At 64.8% G+C, this 16,927-nt stretch carries 15 protein-coding genes, 1 tRNA gene and 1 pseudogene; 6 read left to right on the plus strand and 11 right to left on the minus strand.

Annotation, left to right across the window (positions count from 1 at the left end):
- Window positions 1-2: 2 nt before the first annotated feature.
- The 4 genes and pseudogenes from FMM79_RS08645 to FMM79_RS22240 all read right to left on the minus strand — a co-directional run.
- A complete protein-coding gene (locus FMM79_RS08645) occupies window positions 3-383 on the minus strand; it encodes a hypothetical protein (RefSeq protein WP_240339063.1) in 381 nt (126 codons plus the stop codon).
- Window positions 384-680: 297 nt separating this feature from the next.
- On the minus strand, window positions 681-3,713 hold the full coding sequence (locus FMM79_RS08650; RefSeq protein ID WP_148627085.1) for a TonB-dependent siderophore receptor: 3,033 nt from the start codon (window positions 3,711-3,713) through the stop codon (window positions 681-683).
- 556 nt (window positions 3,714-4,269) lie between these two features.
- Complete coding sequence (locus FMM79_RS08655; protein ID WP_162528465.1) at window positions 4,270-4,722, minus strand: TonB-dependent receptor; 453 nt, start codon at window positions 4,720-4,722, stop codon at window positions 4,270-4,272.
- A gap of 194 nt (window positions 4,723-4,916) precedes the next feature.
- Window positions 4,917-5,060: pseudogene (locus FMM79_RS22240) on the minus strand (IS5/IS1182 family transposase); the annotation flags it as partial.
- A gap of 94 nt (window positions 5,061-5,154) precedes the next feature.
- Between FMM79_RS22240 and FMM79_RS21200 the strand changes: the two are divergent.
- Complete coding sequence (locus tag FMM79_RS21200) at window positions 5,155-5,313, plus strand: hypothetical protein (protein WP_153269318.1); 159 nt, start codon at window positions 5,155-5,157, stop codon at window positions 5,311-5,313.
- 226 nt (window positions 5,314-5,539) lie between these two features.
- A complete protein-coding gene (locus tag FMM79_RS08665; RefSeq protein ID WP_162528466.1) occupies window positions 5,540-5,950 on the plus strand; it encodes a CapA family protein in 411 nt (136 codons plus the stop codon).
- Between the two features lie 46 nt (window positions 5,951-5,996).
- Here FMM79_RS08665 and FMM79_RS21870 read toward each other — a convergent pair whose 3' ends face one another.
- From FMM79_RS21870 to FMM79_RS08680, 3 genes are all read right to left on the minus strand, one after another.
- Window positions 5,997-7,487 (minus strand): DUF2779 domain-containing protein, encoded by a 1,491-nt coding sequence (locus FMM79_RS21870; protein WP_240339064.1) that lies wholly within the window; start codon window positions 7,485-7,487, stop codon window positions 5,997-5,999.
- Between the two features lie 76 nt (window positions 7,488-7,563).
- Window positions 7,564-7,648 (minus strand) — tRNA-Leu (locus tag FMM79_RS08675).
- 108 nt (window positions 7,649-7,756) lie between these two features.
- Window positions 7,757-8,038: an integration host factor subunit beta gene (locus FMM79_RS08680; protein WP_039390108.1), complete on the minus strand. Its 282-nt coding sequence runs from the start codon at window positions 8,036-8,038 to the stop codon at window positions 7,757-7,759.
- 354 nt (window positions 8,039-8,392) lie between these two features.
- Here FMM79_RS08680 and FMM79_RS08685 point away from each other — a divergent pair, with 354 nt between their 5' ends.
- From FMM79_RS08685 to FMM79_RS08700, 4 genes are all read left to right on the plus strand, one after another.
- Window positions 8,393-9,979 (plus strand): peptide MFS transporter, encoded by a 1,587-nt coding sequence (locus tag FMM79_RS08685; RefSeq protein WP_148627088.1) that lies wholly within the window; start codon window positions 8,393-8,395, stop codon window positions 9,977-9,979.
- A 67-nt stretch (window positions 9,980-10,046) separates the two neighbouring features.
- Window positions 10,047-11,429: an amidohydrolase gene (locus FMM79_RS08690; protein ID WP_148627089.1), complete on the plus strand. Its 1,383-nt coding sequence runs from the start codon at window positions 10,047-10,049 to the stop codon at window positions 11,427-11,429.
- Window positions 11,426-12,727 carry an amidohydrolase family protein gene (locus tag FMM79_RS08695; protein ID WP_148627090.1) on the plus strand — a complete coding sequence of 434 codons (1,302 nt, stop codon included), beginning with the start codon at window positions 11,426-11,428 and terminating at the stop codon, window positions 12,725-12,727. The genes FMM79_RS08690 and FMM79_RS08695 overlap by 4 nt, the downstream gene beginning before the upstream one ends.
- A gap of 74 nt (window positions 12,728-12,801) precedes the next feature.
- Window positions 12,802-13,560 (plus strand): SDR family oxidoreductase, encoded by a 759-nt coding sequence (locus tag FMM79_RS08700; protein WP_148627091.1) that lies wholly within the window; start codon window positions 12,802-12,804, stop codon window positions 13,558-13,560.
- Between the two features lie 137 nt (window positions 13,561-13,697).
- Here the strand turns inward: FMM79_RS08700 and dxs are convergent, their stop codons facing one another.
- From dxs to FMM79_RS08715, 4 genes are all read right to left on the minus strand, one after another.
- The gene (gene dxs / locus FMM79_RS08705; protein WP_148627092.1) at window positions 13,698-15,632 is read right to left on the minus strand and encodes a 1-deoxy-D-xylulose-5-phosphate synthase; all 1,935 of its coding nucleotides are present in this window, start codon (window positions 15,630-15,632) and stop codon (window positions 13,698-13,700) included.
- Window positions 15,633-15,780: 148 nt separating this feature from the next.
- Window positions 15,781-16,284: a Fur family transcriptional regulator gene (locus FMM79_RS08710; RefSeq protein ID WP_226637897.1), complete on the minus strand. Its 504-nt coding sequence runs from the start codon at window positions 16,282-16,284 to the stop codon at window positions 15,781-15,783.
- 69 nt (window positions 16,285-16,353) lie between these two features.
- Window positions 16,354-16,503 (minus strand): hypothetical protein, encoded by a 150-nt coding sequence (locus FMM79_RS21475; RefSeq protein ID WP_162853542.1) that lies wholly within the window; start codon window positions 16,501-16,503, stop codon window positions 16,354-16,356.
- 180 nt (window positions 16,504-16,683) lie between these two features.
- The gene (locus FMM79_RS08715; RefSeq protein ID WP_148627093.1) at window positions 16,684-16,905 is read right to left on the minus strand and encodes a hypothetical protein; all 222 of its coding nucleotides are present in this window, start codon (window positions 16,903-16,905) and stop codon (window positions 16,684-16,686) included.
- Window positions 16,906-16,927: the final 22 nt, after the last annotated feature.

Consider the following 16,927-nt stretch of genomic DNA (forward strand, 5'->3'; position numbering starts at 1 on the left):
GGTCAGTCCCGCTCTCCAGACAGAGCGTAGCGCCGCACGAGATCCCCGTAGACATGGAGGTCGAGGGGCTCTGCGAACTCCAGCCCGGCGCAATGCGCGTTGGACCAGGCAACGAAGGCGAGGGCCGGGCGCTGGCCGGGCAGGGCGAGGCGCACCGCTTCGTCGGGTTCCAGCCCCTCCACACCCTCGATCCGCGCGCCATAGGGGGTGAGATCTTTCAGCATAACCGTGCTGCTGGAAATGGTGCGGCGAAAGCGCGCCAGCATCTCGACATGTTCGCGCGGCGCCCGCCGCCCGAACGGCGAACCGGGTGCTTCGGGCGCTGCCTCGACAAGACTTTCGGTTCTATCTCGCGATGCCGCGGGGAACAGGGCACGGACCATCCGACCTCCTTCCGGCCATTCGGTTAGCCAGCCAATCAAGCGGCCTGGAAGGGTAATCTAAGTCGGATACGGTTAGCGGATCGCAAGCGGCAGCCTATGGACATGCGCGTGGTCTGTGGGCACGAAAAAAGGGGCGGCCTCGTGGGGAGGCCGCCCCTTCTCGGGGCCCGGTCGATCCGGTGGGAGGATATGCCGCAGTCAGGGTTTCGGGCAACCGCGGCGGGGAACCGGACGACGGGCGCCGTCCTGTCCGACGGTCAACAAGGGACCAGACCGCCGGACGTGACGTAGGGTGCCTTAGAAATCGACCTTCGCGCCGATGCGGAAGTAGCGGCCCATAAAGAGCGAACCCTGCCACGCGGCGTTGAACTGGTAGATGCCGTAGGCCGCGTTGGGATCGTACTTCGGCTTGCCGTCGAGGATGTTCATGACATCGGCGTAGAGCGTGAACTTGCCATCGCCGATCTTCGTCTCGGCGTGGCCGTCGAGGTTGAAGGTGCTGGGGCCATGGCACTGCACGGCACGGCCGCTGTCGGGGTAGGTCACAAGCTGGCCGGCCGCGGCGCTGGCTTCGCAGTCCTTGTACTTGCCGCCGGCATCCGAGGCCGTGCTCGAATAGCCGCTGGTGTAGTACGCGGTGAGCGTCACGCTGGTGGTGTCGGCGAAGTCGAGCGTGTTCTGCCACGCAGCGCGGAAGCGCGGGGCGCCTGAGCACGACGTCCAGTTACAGCCACCCAGCGAACCGTCGAAGCGGTTGATCGTGCCGTCGATGTCCTGCTGCAGACGGATCAGGTACGAGGCCGTGGCGTTGGTACGCCAGGTGATTGTATCGGTGACCCCGAAGTAGGCCGAGCCCGAGACGTCGATACCCTTGCCGAGCATCGAGTTCGCGTTCTGGAACGAGCTGCCGACCTCGCCGATCAGCGGAAGCGCGCCCAGGTTCTCCGGATCGGGAGCCCCCTGCGTCACGGTGATGCCCGGCATGTCCACCTGGCCATTGTTGCCGTAGTAGGCAGCATAGAGCGCATCGGTGGGGTTCACCGAGGTGATCAGGTTCTTGATCTTGGTGCGCCAGTAATCGACCGTCAGCGTGATGTTGCGGGTCGGCTGGATCACCGCGCCGAAGGTGTACGAGGTCGACTTCTCGGACTTCAGGTCCGGGTTGCCGGCCGAGGTGATGCCCAGGTTGTAGCCGCCCTCGTAGTAGCCCGGGTTGCTGGCGTGGGCCGCGCAGAATTCCTCGTAGGCCGCGTTGCTGCAGTTGATGGTGGCGTTGATGTAGCCGGTCGAGGGCAGCTGGAACGATTCGTTCAGGTTCGGGGCGCGGAAGCCCTTGGTGAACGTGCCGCGCAGCTTCAGCTCGTCGATCGGTTGGAACTCGGCCTCGAACTTGGGCGCGAAGTTTTCCTGCCCGGTCGAGTAGTGGTCATACGAACCGTCGGCCTTCACGCGGAACTCGTCCACGATCGGCACCGAGATCTCGTAGGCCGCCGACCACACGTCGCGGTGACCCTTCACGCCAATGGCGTTGATGCCGTAGTAGCGGTCTGCTGGGTTGACGTCGTTGGGGGCGTTCGAGCTCGGGTTGTTGATCGACTCGTAGCGGTACTGGCCCTGGATTGCCACGTTGACCATGCCGCCCGGCAGCTCGAATACGTCCTTGCTGAGGGTCGCCATGACCTGCGCCAGTTTTGATGTTGCGCGCTTGTGCTGGTCGGGGAACACGCCCTGGATGGCTTCGGCCGAGTTGGCCGAGGGATCCATGAAGTTGTAGGTGCCCTGCGCCACCGCGTCCATCAGCCCCTGGGCGTTGATGTAGCCGGTGTTGGTGACATCCAGCGTCACTTCCGAGGCGGTCGCGCCGATCATGTAGTCCCAACCGTCACCGAACGAACCGTCGACACCGCCCGAAATGCGGTAGGTCTTGGCGTTGGTGTATGTGTAGCGCGGCAAGTCGGGCATGCCGAGCAGGCGGGCTGACTGGCCCTGCGCCGCGAACAGGTTGTTCGGGTTGAGCGTGCCGTTGCTGGCGTTGCAGCCGGTGCCGGTCAGCTGGTTGTCCGCCGAAAGCGTGCCCACGCCATCCGCGCAGACATAGGCGGGCAGGTAGATCTGGCTGATGGTGACGCGGTCACCGCCCGCCGCGGTGCGCCCCGTCCAGCCCGAGGGGGCCATGCGGTTCGCGGTGGTCACGTTGTAGTAGTTGAACATCAGGAACGCCTCAGTGAGGTCGTTCAGACGCACCGTGCCACGCAGCGTGCCGCCGATGCGCTTGGTGCGCGCGGTGTAGGCCTCGTAGTCGTTGGTGAGATCCTGCTGGCAGACGACCGAGGGGGTGCCGGCAATGCCCTGGGCCTGCTGTTCGGGGGTGAGCGTGACCGCGTTCAGGCGGCCGCAACCTGCCGCCGGGTTGAGCAGCTGGTAGTCACCCTGCGCGACGTAGTTGCCGTCGGCGTCCTGCGTGAAGGGCTGGACAAAGGGAACGATGGTCGACTGGATGCCGTTGAAGCCGCCGTCATACTGGATGCCGTTGCGCACGTTGTTGGTGAGGCAGCCGTCTTCGGGACCGCCGCAGATCGAGGACTGGTCGGCCGTGCTCCACGGACCCGTGCGGGCCGAGAGGTCCATCGCCGCGTTCTTCTGATATTCGAAGTTCGCGTAGATGTTGAAGCCCTGGTCGTCGAGATCGCCGTAGCCGTAAGTGCCGTTGATGCGCTGTTCGTCACCGTCGCCGCGCTGCGAAACGCCCATCGAGGCATCGAGGTGCAGGCCCTGGATCTGGCGCTTCGAGATGACGTTGACCACACCGGCGATCGCGTCCGAGCCGTAGGTCGCCGAGGCGCCGTCGAGCAGGGTGTCGACGCGATCGACGATCGAGCCGGGCATCGAGTTGATGTCGACGATGTTGCGCTGGCCGTCGTCCGCAAGCGGGTAGTACGCGGTGCGCATGCCATCGAACAGGGTCAGTGTGTAGGCGTTGTTGAAGCCGCGCAGCGAGGGGGCGGTGGCGCCGGTGGTGAAGCCGTTGCCCGACCAGCTGGCCGGGATCGTGCCCGCGTTGTTGGCCGTCAGCGTCTGCAGCGTGTCGGCAACGGTCTTGATGCCGCGCTTCTCAAGATCGTCCGAGGTGATCGAGACGACCGGCGAGGCCGTGGCGGCCGCCGGGTTGCGGGTGATCGAGCCGGTGACGATGATGACATCGTCGGCGCCTTCGCGGGCGGCCGGGGCCGCAGCGGTGGCGTCCTGTGCCTGGGCGGTGCCGCACAACAGGGCAAATGCGGTCAGGCTGGTGGCGCCGCGCAGCGCTGCTTTCCGGAAAGTGGGTGTCACGTAGTTGTCCTTGTCCCTTGGAGCCGGGCAGCGTGGGGGGCTGGGGGATCCCGGTTCGGTTGCAGGGCTCCGCGATCAGGAGACGCGAAAGCCGTGAGCGCTGCCTGTTGGCGGTCGGGGCAAAGACGTTCAACGCTTTTGGAAATATTTAAGAAATATATTCATGAGGCGTTGCAATCATGCAACGCTTTGATTTTTTTTAAAAAATGTATCCATTTGCGGGATTATTCCAACAGGACAGGTGGAATTTAGAAACAATCTGCAATAAATAGTTCATGTGCCCGAAGGGAGGAATTGTACGACGCAATATTTGCAGAAGAACATATATCGTTCCTCTTTAAAGTTCGATTGCGAATGTCAACTTATGAGGGGAATGTCCTATGGGTTTTTCAGGGGCGCAGTGTGATGAACAAAATTGCCATAAATTTGCAATAAAATTTCCCGCTGTGCCAAGAACTGTTGCGTTGCCAGGTCTCTTCGTTCCCACGCCATCCCGAGCGTCCGGCGGCCGTCAAAGGCAAGACCCGGATCTGCTGACCCGGCCATCCACGGTCGGTCAGAACACCTTGAAGCCGACCAGCGGAGTGCGTCCCGGGCCGGGAGGGCCGAGTTGCGGGGTGAGGATTTCGTCGGTGAGATTGGCCAAGTTGACGAAGAGTTGCAGCGGCAGGCTCGGCCCCTGAAGGGTGGTGGCGCGGTTGAGCGGAACGAGCGCGCCGCCTGCATTGGCCGACCAGGCGCGTCCGATGTGCCGTGCGCGCAGCCATCCGGCGATACCTGCCTGACCCGTGTCGCGCGCGGTTATCATAGCGAGAAGGGCAGGATGCTCGGCAATGCGGTTGATCTGGCCTGGCGGGGAATCCTTGCGGCGGGTGCGCGTCCAAGTCACGTTCCCGCTCAGGGCAAAGGCTTCGCTGGCCTGCCAGTTGCCCCCGGCCTCGAGCCCCTTCACGTGCGAAGCTGAAAGGCTGATGCGCTGGCGCAGGCCGTCGACCCGGCGCTGGTCCATGGTGTCGTCAAGCGGCTTTGTTGCGCAAATCGGTCGCCGATCAGCACTCGGCCTTTGATGACATTCGGATGCGCGACACGCTGCGTTTGAGGCCTTCCGAGCCTGGAGAAACGGTTGAGGATGGCGCCATGGCACCGGCATCGCATGCGGCAATAGTTTCGTGACAGGTTCTTGTGTCGAAGGCGCCATCGGCACTGAGGCCCGCGCTTGCCGGTGGGCGCGGACAGCCACTGCATCCCGGGATCAAACCAGACTTGCAGCGAACCTCTCTGCGCCAGCTATGCGTTGTAGGACTTCCCGTTCGTCGTGCGGTAACGCGCCCGGGGCGGTCTGCTCATCACCGTCCCTTAACCAACTGGATTCACCAACGGAATCCCTCCGTCATTTTCGTAGCAAAGCCACCAGCAGGGCATTTCGGATTCGCACGAGGACGTGCTCGCCACCAACCGCACGCAGATGGCTTATGCGCAGGATCCGGTGCCCTACGGCAAGGGCCCATTCGACAATTCGAACCCCGATCCGGGCGTGAACCCGACGCTCTACGAGTACTTGGGAGGCGCCTGCCGCGTGGGCGTGCGCATAAACATGTAATGACCTCCAGCCCCCTGTTCGTCGCCTGCGAAAGTGGGCGATGAGCAGGGGTAAGGGAGCGCTGGCTTCACGGGGGGGATGACATGGCAGGAAAAGGCAGGGCTCCCCGGGACCTGGAACAGTGCGTTCGCCGATCCCGGCTTCCTGACCAAGGCCTGCTCTATGCTGCGTTGCTGCAGGTCCTGGGACTATACGGCCCGCGCTGGCACAGGAGGCGGCAACCTCCGTGGCAAGCCCGGCTCGCGTCGCTGACGGTTTCACCTTCGGGGCCTCGGGCGATCCCAAGGCGGTCGGCGATGCGGTGGCGATGGGCATCGACCGTATCAGCCATGCCAACAATCACACCACAGATTGGGGCGTGGAGGGGCTTCGCGCTACGTTCGGTTATCTGGATGCAGCGGGGCTCGTTCAATCGGGTATCGGGCGCAATCTCGCGGTAGCGCGATTGCCCGCTTCCGCCCGTTTGTCCCGCGCGCCACGCTTGACCTGCGCGCCGTGCACGACGACGAATTCCGACACTGCTTGTTCGCGCGCGTGTGATTTCGTGATCGGGCACCAGCTCTGGCAGGATCCGGGTTTCGCCTGGAAGCCCATCGGTTCGGGCCGGGTGGGCATTCTCATCCGCTCGGACATGTAGGACGGCGGCGCCTCAATCGCGCGGACAAGTCTTCGCGACTATGAGGTCATCCGTTGCTCGCGGTTTCGTCTGGCGAGCCGGCAAGTCGCCGGGCGAGGATCACCATCGCCCAGGTGTCGCGGGTGCAATAGGCCCGCAGCGCCTCTTCCAGCGCGTGGCGGCGCTCAGGCGATGTGTCGGGCGAACTCGCTTCCAGAAAACTGTCCTGGGCCATCGCACCGTCCTGAACGGCGAGCTGCGTGTAGGCAAGTTCCGGGGCAATCGTGGGCAGCACCGCCTTGATCGACCAGGAGCCACGCTGTTCGCGGTGGTACCAATGGTTGCGGGTGACGGGCAATAGGTCGACCGTGCGCTCGGCCCGCGCCATCAGTGGGGCTTCGAATTCCGGAACCTGGCGTGCCAGCGCGCGCAGGATCGCGCGCTCGAAACCGGCGTTGTAGGCAATGATGGTCGCGTTGGGGGGGATCGTGCGCGCCAGTGCCTCGGCGCAGCCCGGCCGCGGGTCGCTGCCATCGACGCACAGGTATTGATGGTGGGTCATTGTGCCATCGGTCTGCTCGAGGTGGAGCGAGAACTGGAAGGGCACCTGCTGGTAGGGTTTGGTACCCGCCCAGAGCGGAACCGAGGCGGCAATCGTCTCGAAATCGAGCCAGGCGCGCGGCCATCTCCAGGAGGCCATGGCGCGGCGCGCCCCTTGGGTGTCATGGTAGGGTTTCCCGCTCTGGGTGGCCGCTACGATGCGGGCCTCACGCGGCTTGGTCATGGTCGCCGGGTCGAGTTCGAGAAGGTGGCACACGCCCTTGCGGGCCCACTTGCGTCCACCTCCGTCCGGCAGAAGCATGACCGGCCATTCGGGCGCGTCCTCCAGCGCTCGGCAATGCGGGGCGAAGGGGCAGGGCGCAGGCTTGCGGCAATGTGGGCCGGTCGGGCAGTTTGGTTCTGCTCCCGAAACGATCCCGCGGACTTCCCCGAGCCGATCAGCCACGTCGGATTGCTGCGCGCGCGCGGAGGCGGTGACGTCGGTGTCGGTGAAGAGGCCGCGATACTCTCCCGGCGTTTCGAGCACGAAATCGGGGGCGATATGGCGGATCATGGCGCGCGAGATCGGTACCCCGCACTGTTCGACGGTCCACATCTGGGCCGCCAGCCTGGCGACATGGTGGGGCTTGGGCTTGGTGGTTCTGTGGACGGTGGTAAGCCGCCAGCGCTCCGGTGCCAGGGGATCGCGAGTGAGCAGGTCCACATCGGCAACGAGGCCTTCGTGGACGAAGCGGGCCTCGAAGACAGGACCCGGGTGTCCGGCGGAGAGGATCTGGCGGGTACGTCGCAGGGCCGCATCGTGGCTTTCGTGTGGGCCAAGCCGCGTGCCGGCGTCTTCCTGCTCACGGGCAAGTTCGTGAATGTCGAAGGGCGCGCTCTCGAAATGGGGCGTGGCTCGCGCCAACTCGGGGCGATGAACCTCCAGCCAGAGACGACGCGGGCACTGGGCCAGCGCGGCCAGATGGCGCGGGCGCAGCAGCCGGTCAGGCCCGGGCAATGTGAGGATCGAAAGCAGGCATCGGCAAGGAGCGCTCCACAGGCAGGCCGTGCTCGGCCATCCTGGACAGGCTTTGTGGTGCGGGCGGCGGGACTCGAACCCGCACGATCAAGGATCAGGGGATTTTAAGTCCCCGGCGTCTACCATTCCGCCACGCCCGCACAGGCGTGGGCTGCGATCTGGCAGATCGCGGGGCCGACGGCAACGAGGAACTTGCGAGGAACTTGCAGGCACGCGCGACGCGTCGGGCCCCGGCGCGTCCGACCTGGTCAGGTAACGTTGAGGCGCGCGCGCATTTCCTTGCCCGGCTTAAAGTAGGGGACCCGCTTCTCGGGGACCTCCACGCTTTCGCCGGTGCGCGGGTTGCGGCCCACGCGGCTGTCGCGGTGGCGCGTCGAGAAGGCACCGAAGCCGCGTAGTTCCACGCGTCCGCCGTCGGCGAGACGCTGGCCGATTTCGTTGAAGAAAGTGTCGAGCGCGCTTTCCACGTCCTCGGCGCGCAGTTCAGGATTTTCCTTGGCGAGTGCCTGCAGCAGTTCGGATCTGATCATTGCATCCCCCAATGGCGCCGGGTCCGACTACGCCGGACATTCCGGAACTGGTTCCAACAGCGGTCCGAAAAAAGAACCGCACCCCTTCGAATCATAAAATTGCGTATTCAAACGTCCGCGTCGAAAGGGAAAATGCCATTTCATGGCGAATGACGCAACGCCTAACCTTTGTCCGTCGATTTCCGGGCCGAATCGCTGGCCTTCGCGCCGCGAGATGGGTGTGCAGGAGGCAAGGTCCCCTCTTCACAATGACCGTTTTGGCGCTAGGCTCGCCGGTCATACGCGGCCCGCGCCCCTTCGCTGTGCGGCGCACAGGGCCGAACAACACGATCAATCAAGGGAATTCCGGGGTCGATGGCGACACACTATGCCGAAAGCGGGGATGCCCGTGGCACCATATTGGGGCATCCGAAAGGCCTCTTCGTTCTGTTCTTTGCCGAGATGTGGGAGCGCTTCTCCTACTACGGCATGCGCGCGCTGCTCATTTTCTACCTGACCAAGCATTGGCTTTTCTCGGACGGGGAAGCGGGTGTCATCTACGGCGCCTACACCGCTCTCGTATACATCACCCCGGTGCTCGGCGGCTATCTTGCCGACCGCTACCTGGGGCAGCGCAAGGCGGTGGCCTACGGCGCGATACTTCTGACATTCGGCCATTTCCTGATGGGCTTCGAAGGTTCGGGCGGACAGGACGCGGCCAGCCTCAACGTGTTCTGGCTGGCGCTGGCCTTCATCATCGTGGGTTCCGGTTTCCTGAAGGCGAACATCTCGGTGATCGTCGGCCAACTCTACCCGCGCACCGATGCGCGCCGCGATCCGGCCTACACCATCTTCTACATGGGCATTAACCTGGGTGCCTTCCTCGGTTCGCTGCTGTGCGGCTACCTGGGCGAGGTTTACGGCTGGTCCTATGGCTTTGGCGCGGCGGGCGTGGGCATGCTGCTCGGACTTGTCGTCTTCGTCGTCTTCAAGCCGCTCCTGATGGGGCGCGGCGAAGCGCCCAAGCCGCTCTCGAAGGGCTTTGAATGGGCGCTCTACGGCGTGGGTCTCGTGGCCGTGCTGGCGTGCTGGTGGCTGGTGCAGAACCAGGCCGTGGTCGGCACGCTGCTCGGCGTCTTTGGTGGGCTCCTGGTCCTGGGCGTGATCCTCTACTCGGTCGTAAAGCTGCCCGGACATGACCGGGACCGTATCTTCGCGGCGCTGTTCCTGATCTTCGTGTCGATCGTGTTCTGGGCGCTGTTCGAGCAGGCGGGCAACTCGCTCTCGCTCTTCACCGACCGCGAAGTTGATCGCAACATGCTCGGCTTCGAGGCGCCCGCCTCAATGTTCCAGTCGCTGAATGCGGCCTATATCTTCCTGCTCGCCCCGCTCTTCGCCGGGATCTGGACGATGCTGGGACGCCGCGGGTTTGAGCCCTCGGCCCCGTTCAAGTTCGGCCTTGGTGTCATCCAGGTCGGCCTTGGCTTCCTCGTTCTCGTCTGGGGGGCGAAGGCTGCGGGAATGGACAACGCTGTGCCGGTGCTTTTCATTTTCCTGATCTATCTCCTCCACACCACAGGAGAGCTTTGCCTCTCCCCGGTCGGCCTTTCGGCGATGAACCGGCTGGCGCCTGCGCACATGGCCTCGCTCATCATGGGCACCTGGTTCTTCGCTTCGGCGACGGGCAACTTCGCGGCGGGTCTCATCTCGCAGGCGGCAGGCGGCGATGGCCTCGAAGGCGGCGAAGCGGGTAAAGAACTGGTGCTGGGCGTCTACAATACCGTGGGTTGGTATGGCGTCGGGATCGGCGTCGCCGTCCTCGTTCTCAGCCCGCTGGTGAAGCGCCTCATGCACCTCGACAGCTTGCGCGACGACGGCGCGGAGGACGATCTTGCCGGGCAGGGCGAAGCGGGCCTCGAAGCCCAGGAAGGCGGCGTTCACCCCGAGGTGCAGCCAAACTAAGGACACACACATTCCGGCCCGGTCAGTGATGACCGGGCCGGAGTTCTTTCAAGCAGGGGCATGACACATGAGGATGACGTCGCAGATCGGGCGGTTGAGCAGCGCGCTGGCGCTGACCCTCGCGCTTACGCTGGCGCCAGGCGCGCAGGCGAAGAAGAAGGACAAGGACGCCGAGGCGTCGCACGAGGTGCCCTACGCCTCGACCTACAAGGCCTATCCCGGGCGCCCGACAGCGCTGGTGGGCGCCACTCTCTATGACGGGCGCGGGGGCCGCATCGACAACGGCACGTTGCTCTTTGCCGAGGGCAAGGTCGTAGCTGTGGGCGCCTCCGACCTTGCCATTCCCGAAGGCTATGACCGCATCGATGGCACCGGCAAGTTCGTGACGCCTGGCGTCATCGACGCGCACTCGCACCTGGGCGACTACGCCTCGCCCGGTGTCGATGCCAATTCGGACGGCAACGAGGCGACTGCGCCGACCACGCCGGATGTGTGGGCCGAGCATTCGGTCTGGCCGCAGGACCCCGGCTTCAGCCGAGCGCTCGCAAACGGCGGGGTGACCTCGCTCCTGATCCTGCCGGGGTCGGCCAACCTCATGGGGGGGCGCTCGGTCATGCTCAAGAACGTGCCCGCGATCACCGTGCAGCAGATGAAGTTTCCAGGAGCGCCTTATTCGCTCAAGATGGCCTGCGGAGAGAACCCCAAGCGTGTCTACGGTTCGCGTGGGATGAAGCCTTCCACGCGCATGGGCAACTTCGCGGTCAACCGCCAGACCTGGATCGACGCCAAGGCCTACATGGAGGGTGACCACGAAAAGCGCGACCTGGCCAAAGAGACGCTCGAGGGCGTGCTGAAGGGCGAGATCCTGGTCCAGAACCACTGCTACCGGGCCGAGGAAATGGCGCTCGTGCTCGATATGGCGAAGGAGGCGGGCTACAAGGTCACCACCTTCCACCACGCGGTGGAAAGCTATAAGATTGCCGACATGCTGCGCGAAGCCGACGTGTGCTCGGCGGTCTGGGCGGACTGGTATGGCTTCAAGATGGAGGCCTACGATGGCATCCCCGAGAACGCCGCGCTGATCGCCAAGGAAGGCGCCTGCGTGGTCATCCACTCGGACGACCAGAACGGCATCCAGCGCCTCAACCAGGCGGCGGCGAAGGCGCAGGCTTCCGGGCGCCGAATGGGGATCGATATCCCCGATGCCCAGGTCATTTCCTGGTTTACCTACAACGCGGCCAAGGCGGCGGGCATTTCCGATCAGACCGGCAGCCTTGAAGAAGGCAAGATGGCCGACGTCGTGCTGTGGAACGGCGATCCGCTCTCGGTCTACACCCGCCCGGAAAAGGTCTGGGTCGATGGTGCAATGTTGTTCGATGCCACCAATCCCCGGATGCGTCCGGTGAGCGATTTCGAACTTGGTCAGCCCGGTGAAGGAGACGTGAAATGAGCCGTATCCTCGCATTTTCCGCCAGTCTTGCGGCGATCGCTGCGCCGCTTGCCGCGTCCGCACAGGACCTTGCCGTCACCAACGCCACTCTGGCGACGGGCGATGGCAGCGAGCCCATTGAGGGCGCGACCGTGCTCGTCCAGGGGGGCAAGGTCGTCGCGGCTGGCGTGGGCATTGCGGTCCCGGCCGGGGTCGAGACCGTGGATGGCACTGGCAAGTGGGTCACGCCGGGCATCTTTGCGGCGGTCTCCGACATGGGCCTGTGGGACGTGCAGGCGGTGGGCGACAGCAACGATCTCTCGGCCGACAAGAGCCCCTTCAACGCCAGCCTCGATGTCGTGCCCGCACTGAACCCGGCTAACGAGCATATTGCGGTCAGCCGCGAAGGCGGGGTGACGCGCGCCAGCGTGACGCCGTTCCCGGGCAATGCCATCTTTGCAGGGCAGGGTGCGCTGATTGATCTGGGGGCGGACGCCGCACTCGTCGACAAGCCGCGCGCCTTTCAGCTCGTAGTGCTGGGGGAAGGCGGCGCGCGCGAGGCCGGCGGCAGCCGCATGGCCGCGCACGTTACGCTGCGCAACGCGCTGCGCGAGGCGAAGGCGCTTGCAGGTGCGTCGGCCTCGGCCGAGCGGGCCTCCGATGCGCTTCTGACTCATGCGGATGCGGCGGCTCTTGCGCCTGTCCTCTCGGGCGAGCAGGCGCTCTACGTCCATGTCGAGCGCGCCTCCGACATTCGCGCCGTACTGGCCCTCAAGAGCGAATTTCCCGCTCTCAAACTCGTGCTGATCGGTGCGAGCGAGGGCTGGATGGTGGCGAGCGAGATTGCCGCGTCGGGCGTCCCGGTCCTGACCATGCCGCTGCGTGACTTGCCTGAGCAGTTCGAGGTGCTGGGCGCGACCCAGTCCAACGTCGGGCGCATGGTCAAGGCGGGCGTCAAGGTCGGCATCGGCCTCTTCGCGGGGGACAACCAGCCCCGCCGCGCGACCGAGCAGGCCGGAAATCTTGTGGCTTTGACCAAACTGCCGGGCGCGAGTGGCCTTACCTGGGCTCAGGCCTTCGCCGCGATCACCTCGATCCCGGCCGAGATCAGCGGCATGGGCGGTAAGGAAGGCGTCCTGGCACCTGGCGCGGTAGGCGATGTGGTGATCTGGGACGGCGATCCGCTGGAGCTCTCCTCGGCGCCCGACGCTGTCTACATTGACGGGGTCAAGCAGCCCTTCGACAGCCACCAGGCACGGCTGCGCGAACGTTACAAGGACCTGGATCGCACGTACCTGCCCAAGGCCTACGCCTGGTAAATTCGCAGCATCGACACTTTCGCGCTCGGCAGGCGTTCATCCTCTGAATTGAGGAAAGGACACACGAGGACACCATGCGGATCGTGATCGTGACGGGCGGCGCCCAGGGTATCGGCAAGGGGGTGGTGTTCCATCTCCTTGGCAAGGGGTGGAAGGTGGCCGCCTTCGACCGTGATGAAGAGGCGCTGGCTGACCTTGCGGCCGAGAGCGGCAGTCAGCAGCTTCTCACCCAAGCCGTCGATGTGGCGGACGAGGACGGCATGGCGCAGGCCTTTGCGCAGGTCGCGCGGTGGACGGACAATGCCGGTCTCGATCTCCTCGTTTCCAATGCGGGGATCGCGGATCCGGTCTCCGGGCCGATCGAGGAGCTTTCGCTGCAGGAATGGCGGCGCTGGCAGGACAGCCACGTGACAGGCGCATTTCTGGCCGTGCGCGGTTCGGTCGCACCCTTGCGCGCGCGGCAGGGAAGCATCGTCCTCATGGCGTCCACCCGCGCGCTCCAGTCCGAACCCGATACGGAGGCCTACGCGGCGGCCAAGGGCGCCCTGTGCGCGATGACCCACGCGCTTGCCGTCAGCCTGGGTCCTGAGATTCGCATCAACGCGATCCTGCCGGGCTGGATCGAGACAGCCGACTGGCAGAAGGCCAGCGCGCGGAGCGAACCTGAACACCGGCCCATTGACTGCACACAGCATCCCGTGGGGCGGGTCGGCGTCCCTGAGGATATCGCGGGGGCTGTCGCGTTTCTGGCCTCGGATGCGGCGGGTTTTATCACCGGCCAGCAGTTCGTCATCGATGGGGGAATGACCCGAAAGATGATCTACGCGCATTGAAGGAACATGAGCGATTCAAGGGCCCATCGCCCCTTGACCCCGAAATTGGCGACCTCACCTCTCTTTGCCAATGTGGCGGGCGCAAGGTGAGGTGACTGGGCTGGGGCGCCCGAGGGCGATGGCCCTCGTTCTTTCGCTCAGGCCCGCGCTTCGCTCACGCCCTGGCTGTTGTGGCGCAGCGCCGAAAGCACGGTGTCGACGATTTGCGGAGCGTTAAGGCCGGCATCGTCGTACTGCTTCTCGGGCTTGTCCTGATCCTGGAACACGTCGGGCAGGCGCATTGTGCGGATCTTGAGGCCTGCGTCGGTGAGGCCCTCGTCGCTCGCCATGGTGAGGACGTGGGCGCCAAGGCCGCCGATCGAACCTTCCTCCAGCGTGATGACCACTTCGTGGCTCAGCATCAGGCGGCGGATGAGGTCGGTGTCGAGCGGCTTGGCAAAGCGCATGTCGGCCACCGTCGTGGGCAGGCCTTTGGCCTCCAGCGTGTCGGAGGCCTTGAGCGCTTCGCCAAGGCGCGTGCCGAGTGAGAGGATGGCGACCTTGCCGCCTTTTTCCGCAGGACCGCGCACCACGCGCCCCTTGCCGATCTCAAGGCGAAGTGGGTTCTCGGGCAACTCCACGCCTACCCCGTTGCCGCGCGGGTAGCGGAAGGCGATGGGGCCACTGTCATGCTGCGCGGCGGTGTGGGTCATGTGGACCAGTTCCGCTTCGTCGGCAGCGGCCATGACGACCAGGTTGGGGAGTGTCGCCAGGTAGGTGATGTCGAACGAGCCTGCGTGGGTGGCGCCGTCGGCCCCGACAAGCCCGGCCCGGTCGATGGCGAAGCGGACCGGCAGGTTCTGAATCGCAACGTCATGCACGACCTGGTCGAAGGCGCGCTGCAGGAAGGTCGAGTAGATCGCGCAGAACGGGCGCATGCCCTGTGCGGCGAGACCGGCTGCGAACGTCACTGCGTGCTGTTCGGCAATGCCGACATCGAACGAACGCTCGGGGAAGAAGGAGGCGAATTTGTCGAGTCCGGTGCCCGACGGCATCGCGGCGGTGATCGCGCAGATCGTGTCGTCCTTCTCGGCCTCGGCGATCAGTGCCTTGGCAAAGACGCCGGTGTAGCTGGGCGGACCGGCCGGGGCCTTGGTCTGTTCACCGGTGACGACGTTGAACTTCTGGACGCCGTGGTACTTGTCGGCTGCATCCTCGGCCGGCTGGTAGCCCTTGCCCTTCTGGGTCACGACGTGGAGCAGGATCGGGCCTTCACCCGCATCGCGCACGTTTTCCAGCACAGGAACCAGTGAATCGAGGTCATGGCCGTCGAGCGGACCGACATAGTAGAAGCCCAGTTCCTCGAACAAAGTGCCGCCCATGGCGAGGCCGCGGGCGTATTCATCGGTCTTGCGGGCGGCCTGCGCCAGCGGGCGCGGCAGGCGGCGGGCAAACCGGCGCGCGAGTTCGCGAAGCCCCAGGAACTTGCCTGAGGACACAAGACGCGCGAGGTAGGACGAGAGGCCCCCGACCGGCGGTGCAATCGACATGTCGTTGTCGTTGAGGATCACGATCAGGCGGTTGCCCGCGGCCTCGGCATTGTTCATCGCCTCGTAGGCCATCCCTGCGCTCATCGCGCCATCGCCGATCACGGCGATGCCGCGTCCGGGCACGCCCTTGATCTTGTTGGCCATGGCAAAGCCGAGCGCGGCCGAGATCGAGGTGGAGCTATGCGCGGTGCCGAAAGGATCGTATTCGCTCTCGGAGCGCTTGGTGAAGCCCGAGAGGCCGCCACCTTGGCGCAGCGTGCGGATACGCTCGCGGCGACCGGTCAGGATTTTGTGGGGATAGGCCTGGTGGCCGACGTCCCAGATCAGGCGGTCGGTGGGCGTGTCGAAGACGTAGTGCAGGGCCACCGTGAGTTCGACCACGCCGAGCCCCGAGCCCAGGTGCCCGCCTGTCTGCCCCACGGCCGAGATCGTCTCGGTGCGCAGCTCGTCGGCAAGCTGCCGCAGCTGGTCGGGCGCAAGCGCTCGCAGGTCATCAGGGGTGGAAACGGTGTCGAGGAGGGGCGTTGCCGAGCTGGCGTTCATCAGGTTAGCCTTACACGTGTGCGGCGAGCATGTCGATCCGATCGACTTCGGAGCCATCGGGTCCTAACGGCCGTCCGTAAGGATTGTGCCAAGGAAAAGTCAAGAAATTGGCGGGCGTTTCAAGTTGGCACTGGAAAAAGAGGGTGCCTCAACTGCACGAAGCGCAGGTTCCGCGCAGTTCGACGACTGGACGCACGTCGGCAAAACCGTTGTCGCGGGCGGCCTTGATGAGCGCGCCGGTCAATTCATCGTCATCGATATGAACAACTTCGCCGCAGGCATCGCAGATCAGGAAGATGCAGTCGTGGCGACAGCCGGGATGCGAATTAGCGATGTAGGCGTTTGCGCTCTCCACCCGGCGCGCAAGGTTCGTGCGCACGAACAGGTCGAGAATGCGGTAGACGCTGTTGGGGGCAACACGCTTGCCGCGCAGCGCCGAGACGCTTTCGGCGAGGTCATAGGCCGAAGCGGGCGTCGTGCGTTCGGCCAGCGAGGCGAACACGTCCGCGCGCATGTCGGTCCACTGTTCACCCGCGGAGACGAGAACGTCGCGCGCAGCCTTCTTGAGGCCTTCGCCGCTGTGTTCGTGGTGGCCGTGCGTGATTTCGCAGTCGTCGTGAAGATCGGTGCCCATGCTTCCAATATGGGCCATCGGGCCCCGCTCCGCAATGTCGGTAGGTGCTACAGGCCCCGGGCGGCTGTGCGCCGCGCGCGGCTTGCCTCAACGCGTTGTGGCAGCTTCGGCCGGGGGAACCATTGTGTCCGAAAGCGAAGTTCCGGTGTCAATGCCCATGACGCCGAACACCAGCACGGCCCCGCCGGCGAAGCCGAGAGCGAAGAAGCGGGCGAATTGGGTCTTGAGCAGGCGCATAGGGTATCCAGGCAATCCAAAGGTTTTGGGCGAAAGGTTCTGGCGGCGCGGGCCGCCGGTTCCACCGCGCCCTCTTGTCCTAAAACGGCTGAGCGTCGAGTGAATAAAGGGCATCATCCGTTGACCGGACGATGAGTTGTTTTGTGTGGGCGGCAGGGCGAGGAAAAACCCGGAAACTTGTCACATTCCTGTCGAAGGACTGTGCGTTTCCATCAGCATTTCGAAGAGCGAAAGCGCGGCCAGAATCAGCACCGGCAACGTCGCGCAGCCGAAGGGAAGGCCGAGCGCGGCGAGCCAGCTGGCCGGGCGCGAGAGGCGCCCCATGCGCAGCAGGATCGCCGAAATCAGAAACCCGGCCATGAATCCGAGCGTCACGAGGGGGCCGAGCCAGAGCAAGGTCATGTTCGCAGCGGCCCCCGGCGTA

The sequence above is a fragment of the Novosphingobium sp. BW1 genome (genome assembly GCF_008107685.1).
GTDB lineage: Bacteria > Pseudomonadota > Alphaproteobacteria > Sphingomonadales > Sphingomonadaceae > Novosphingobium.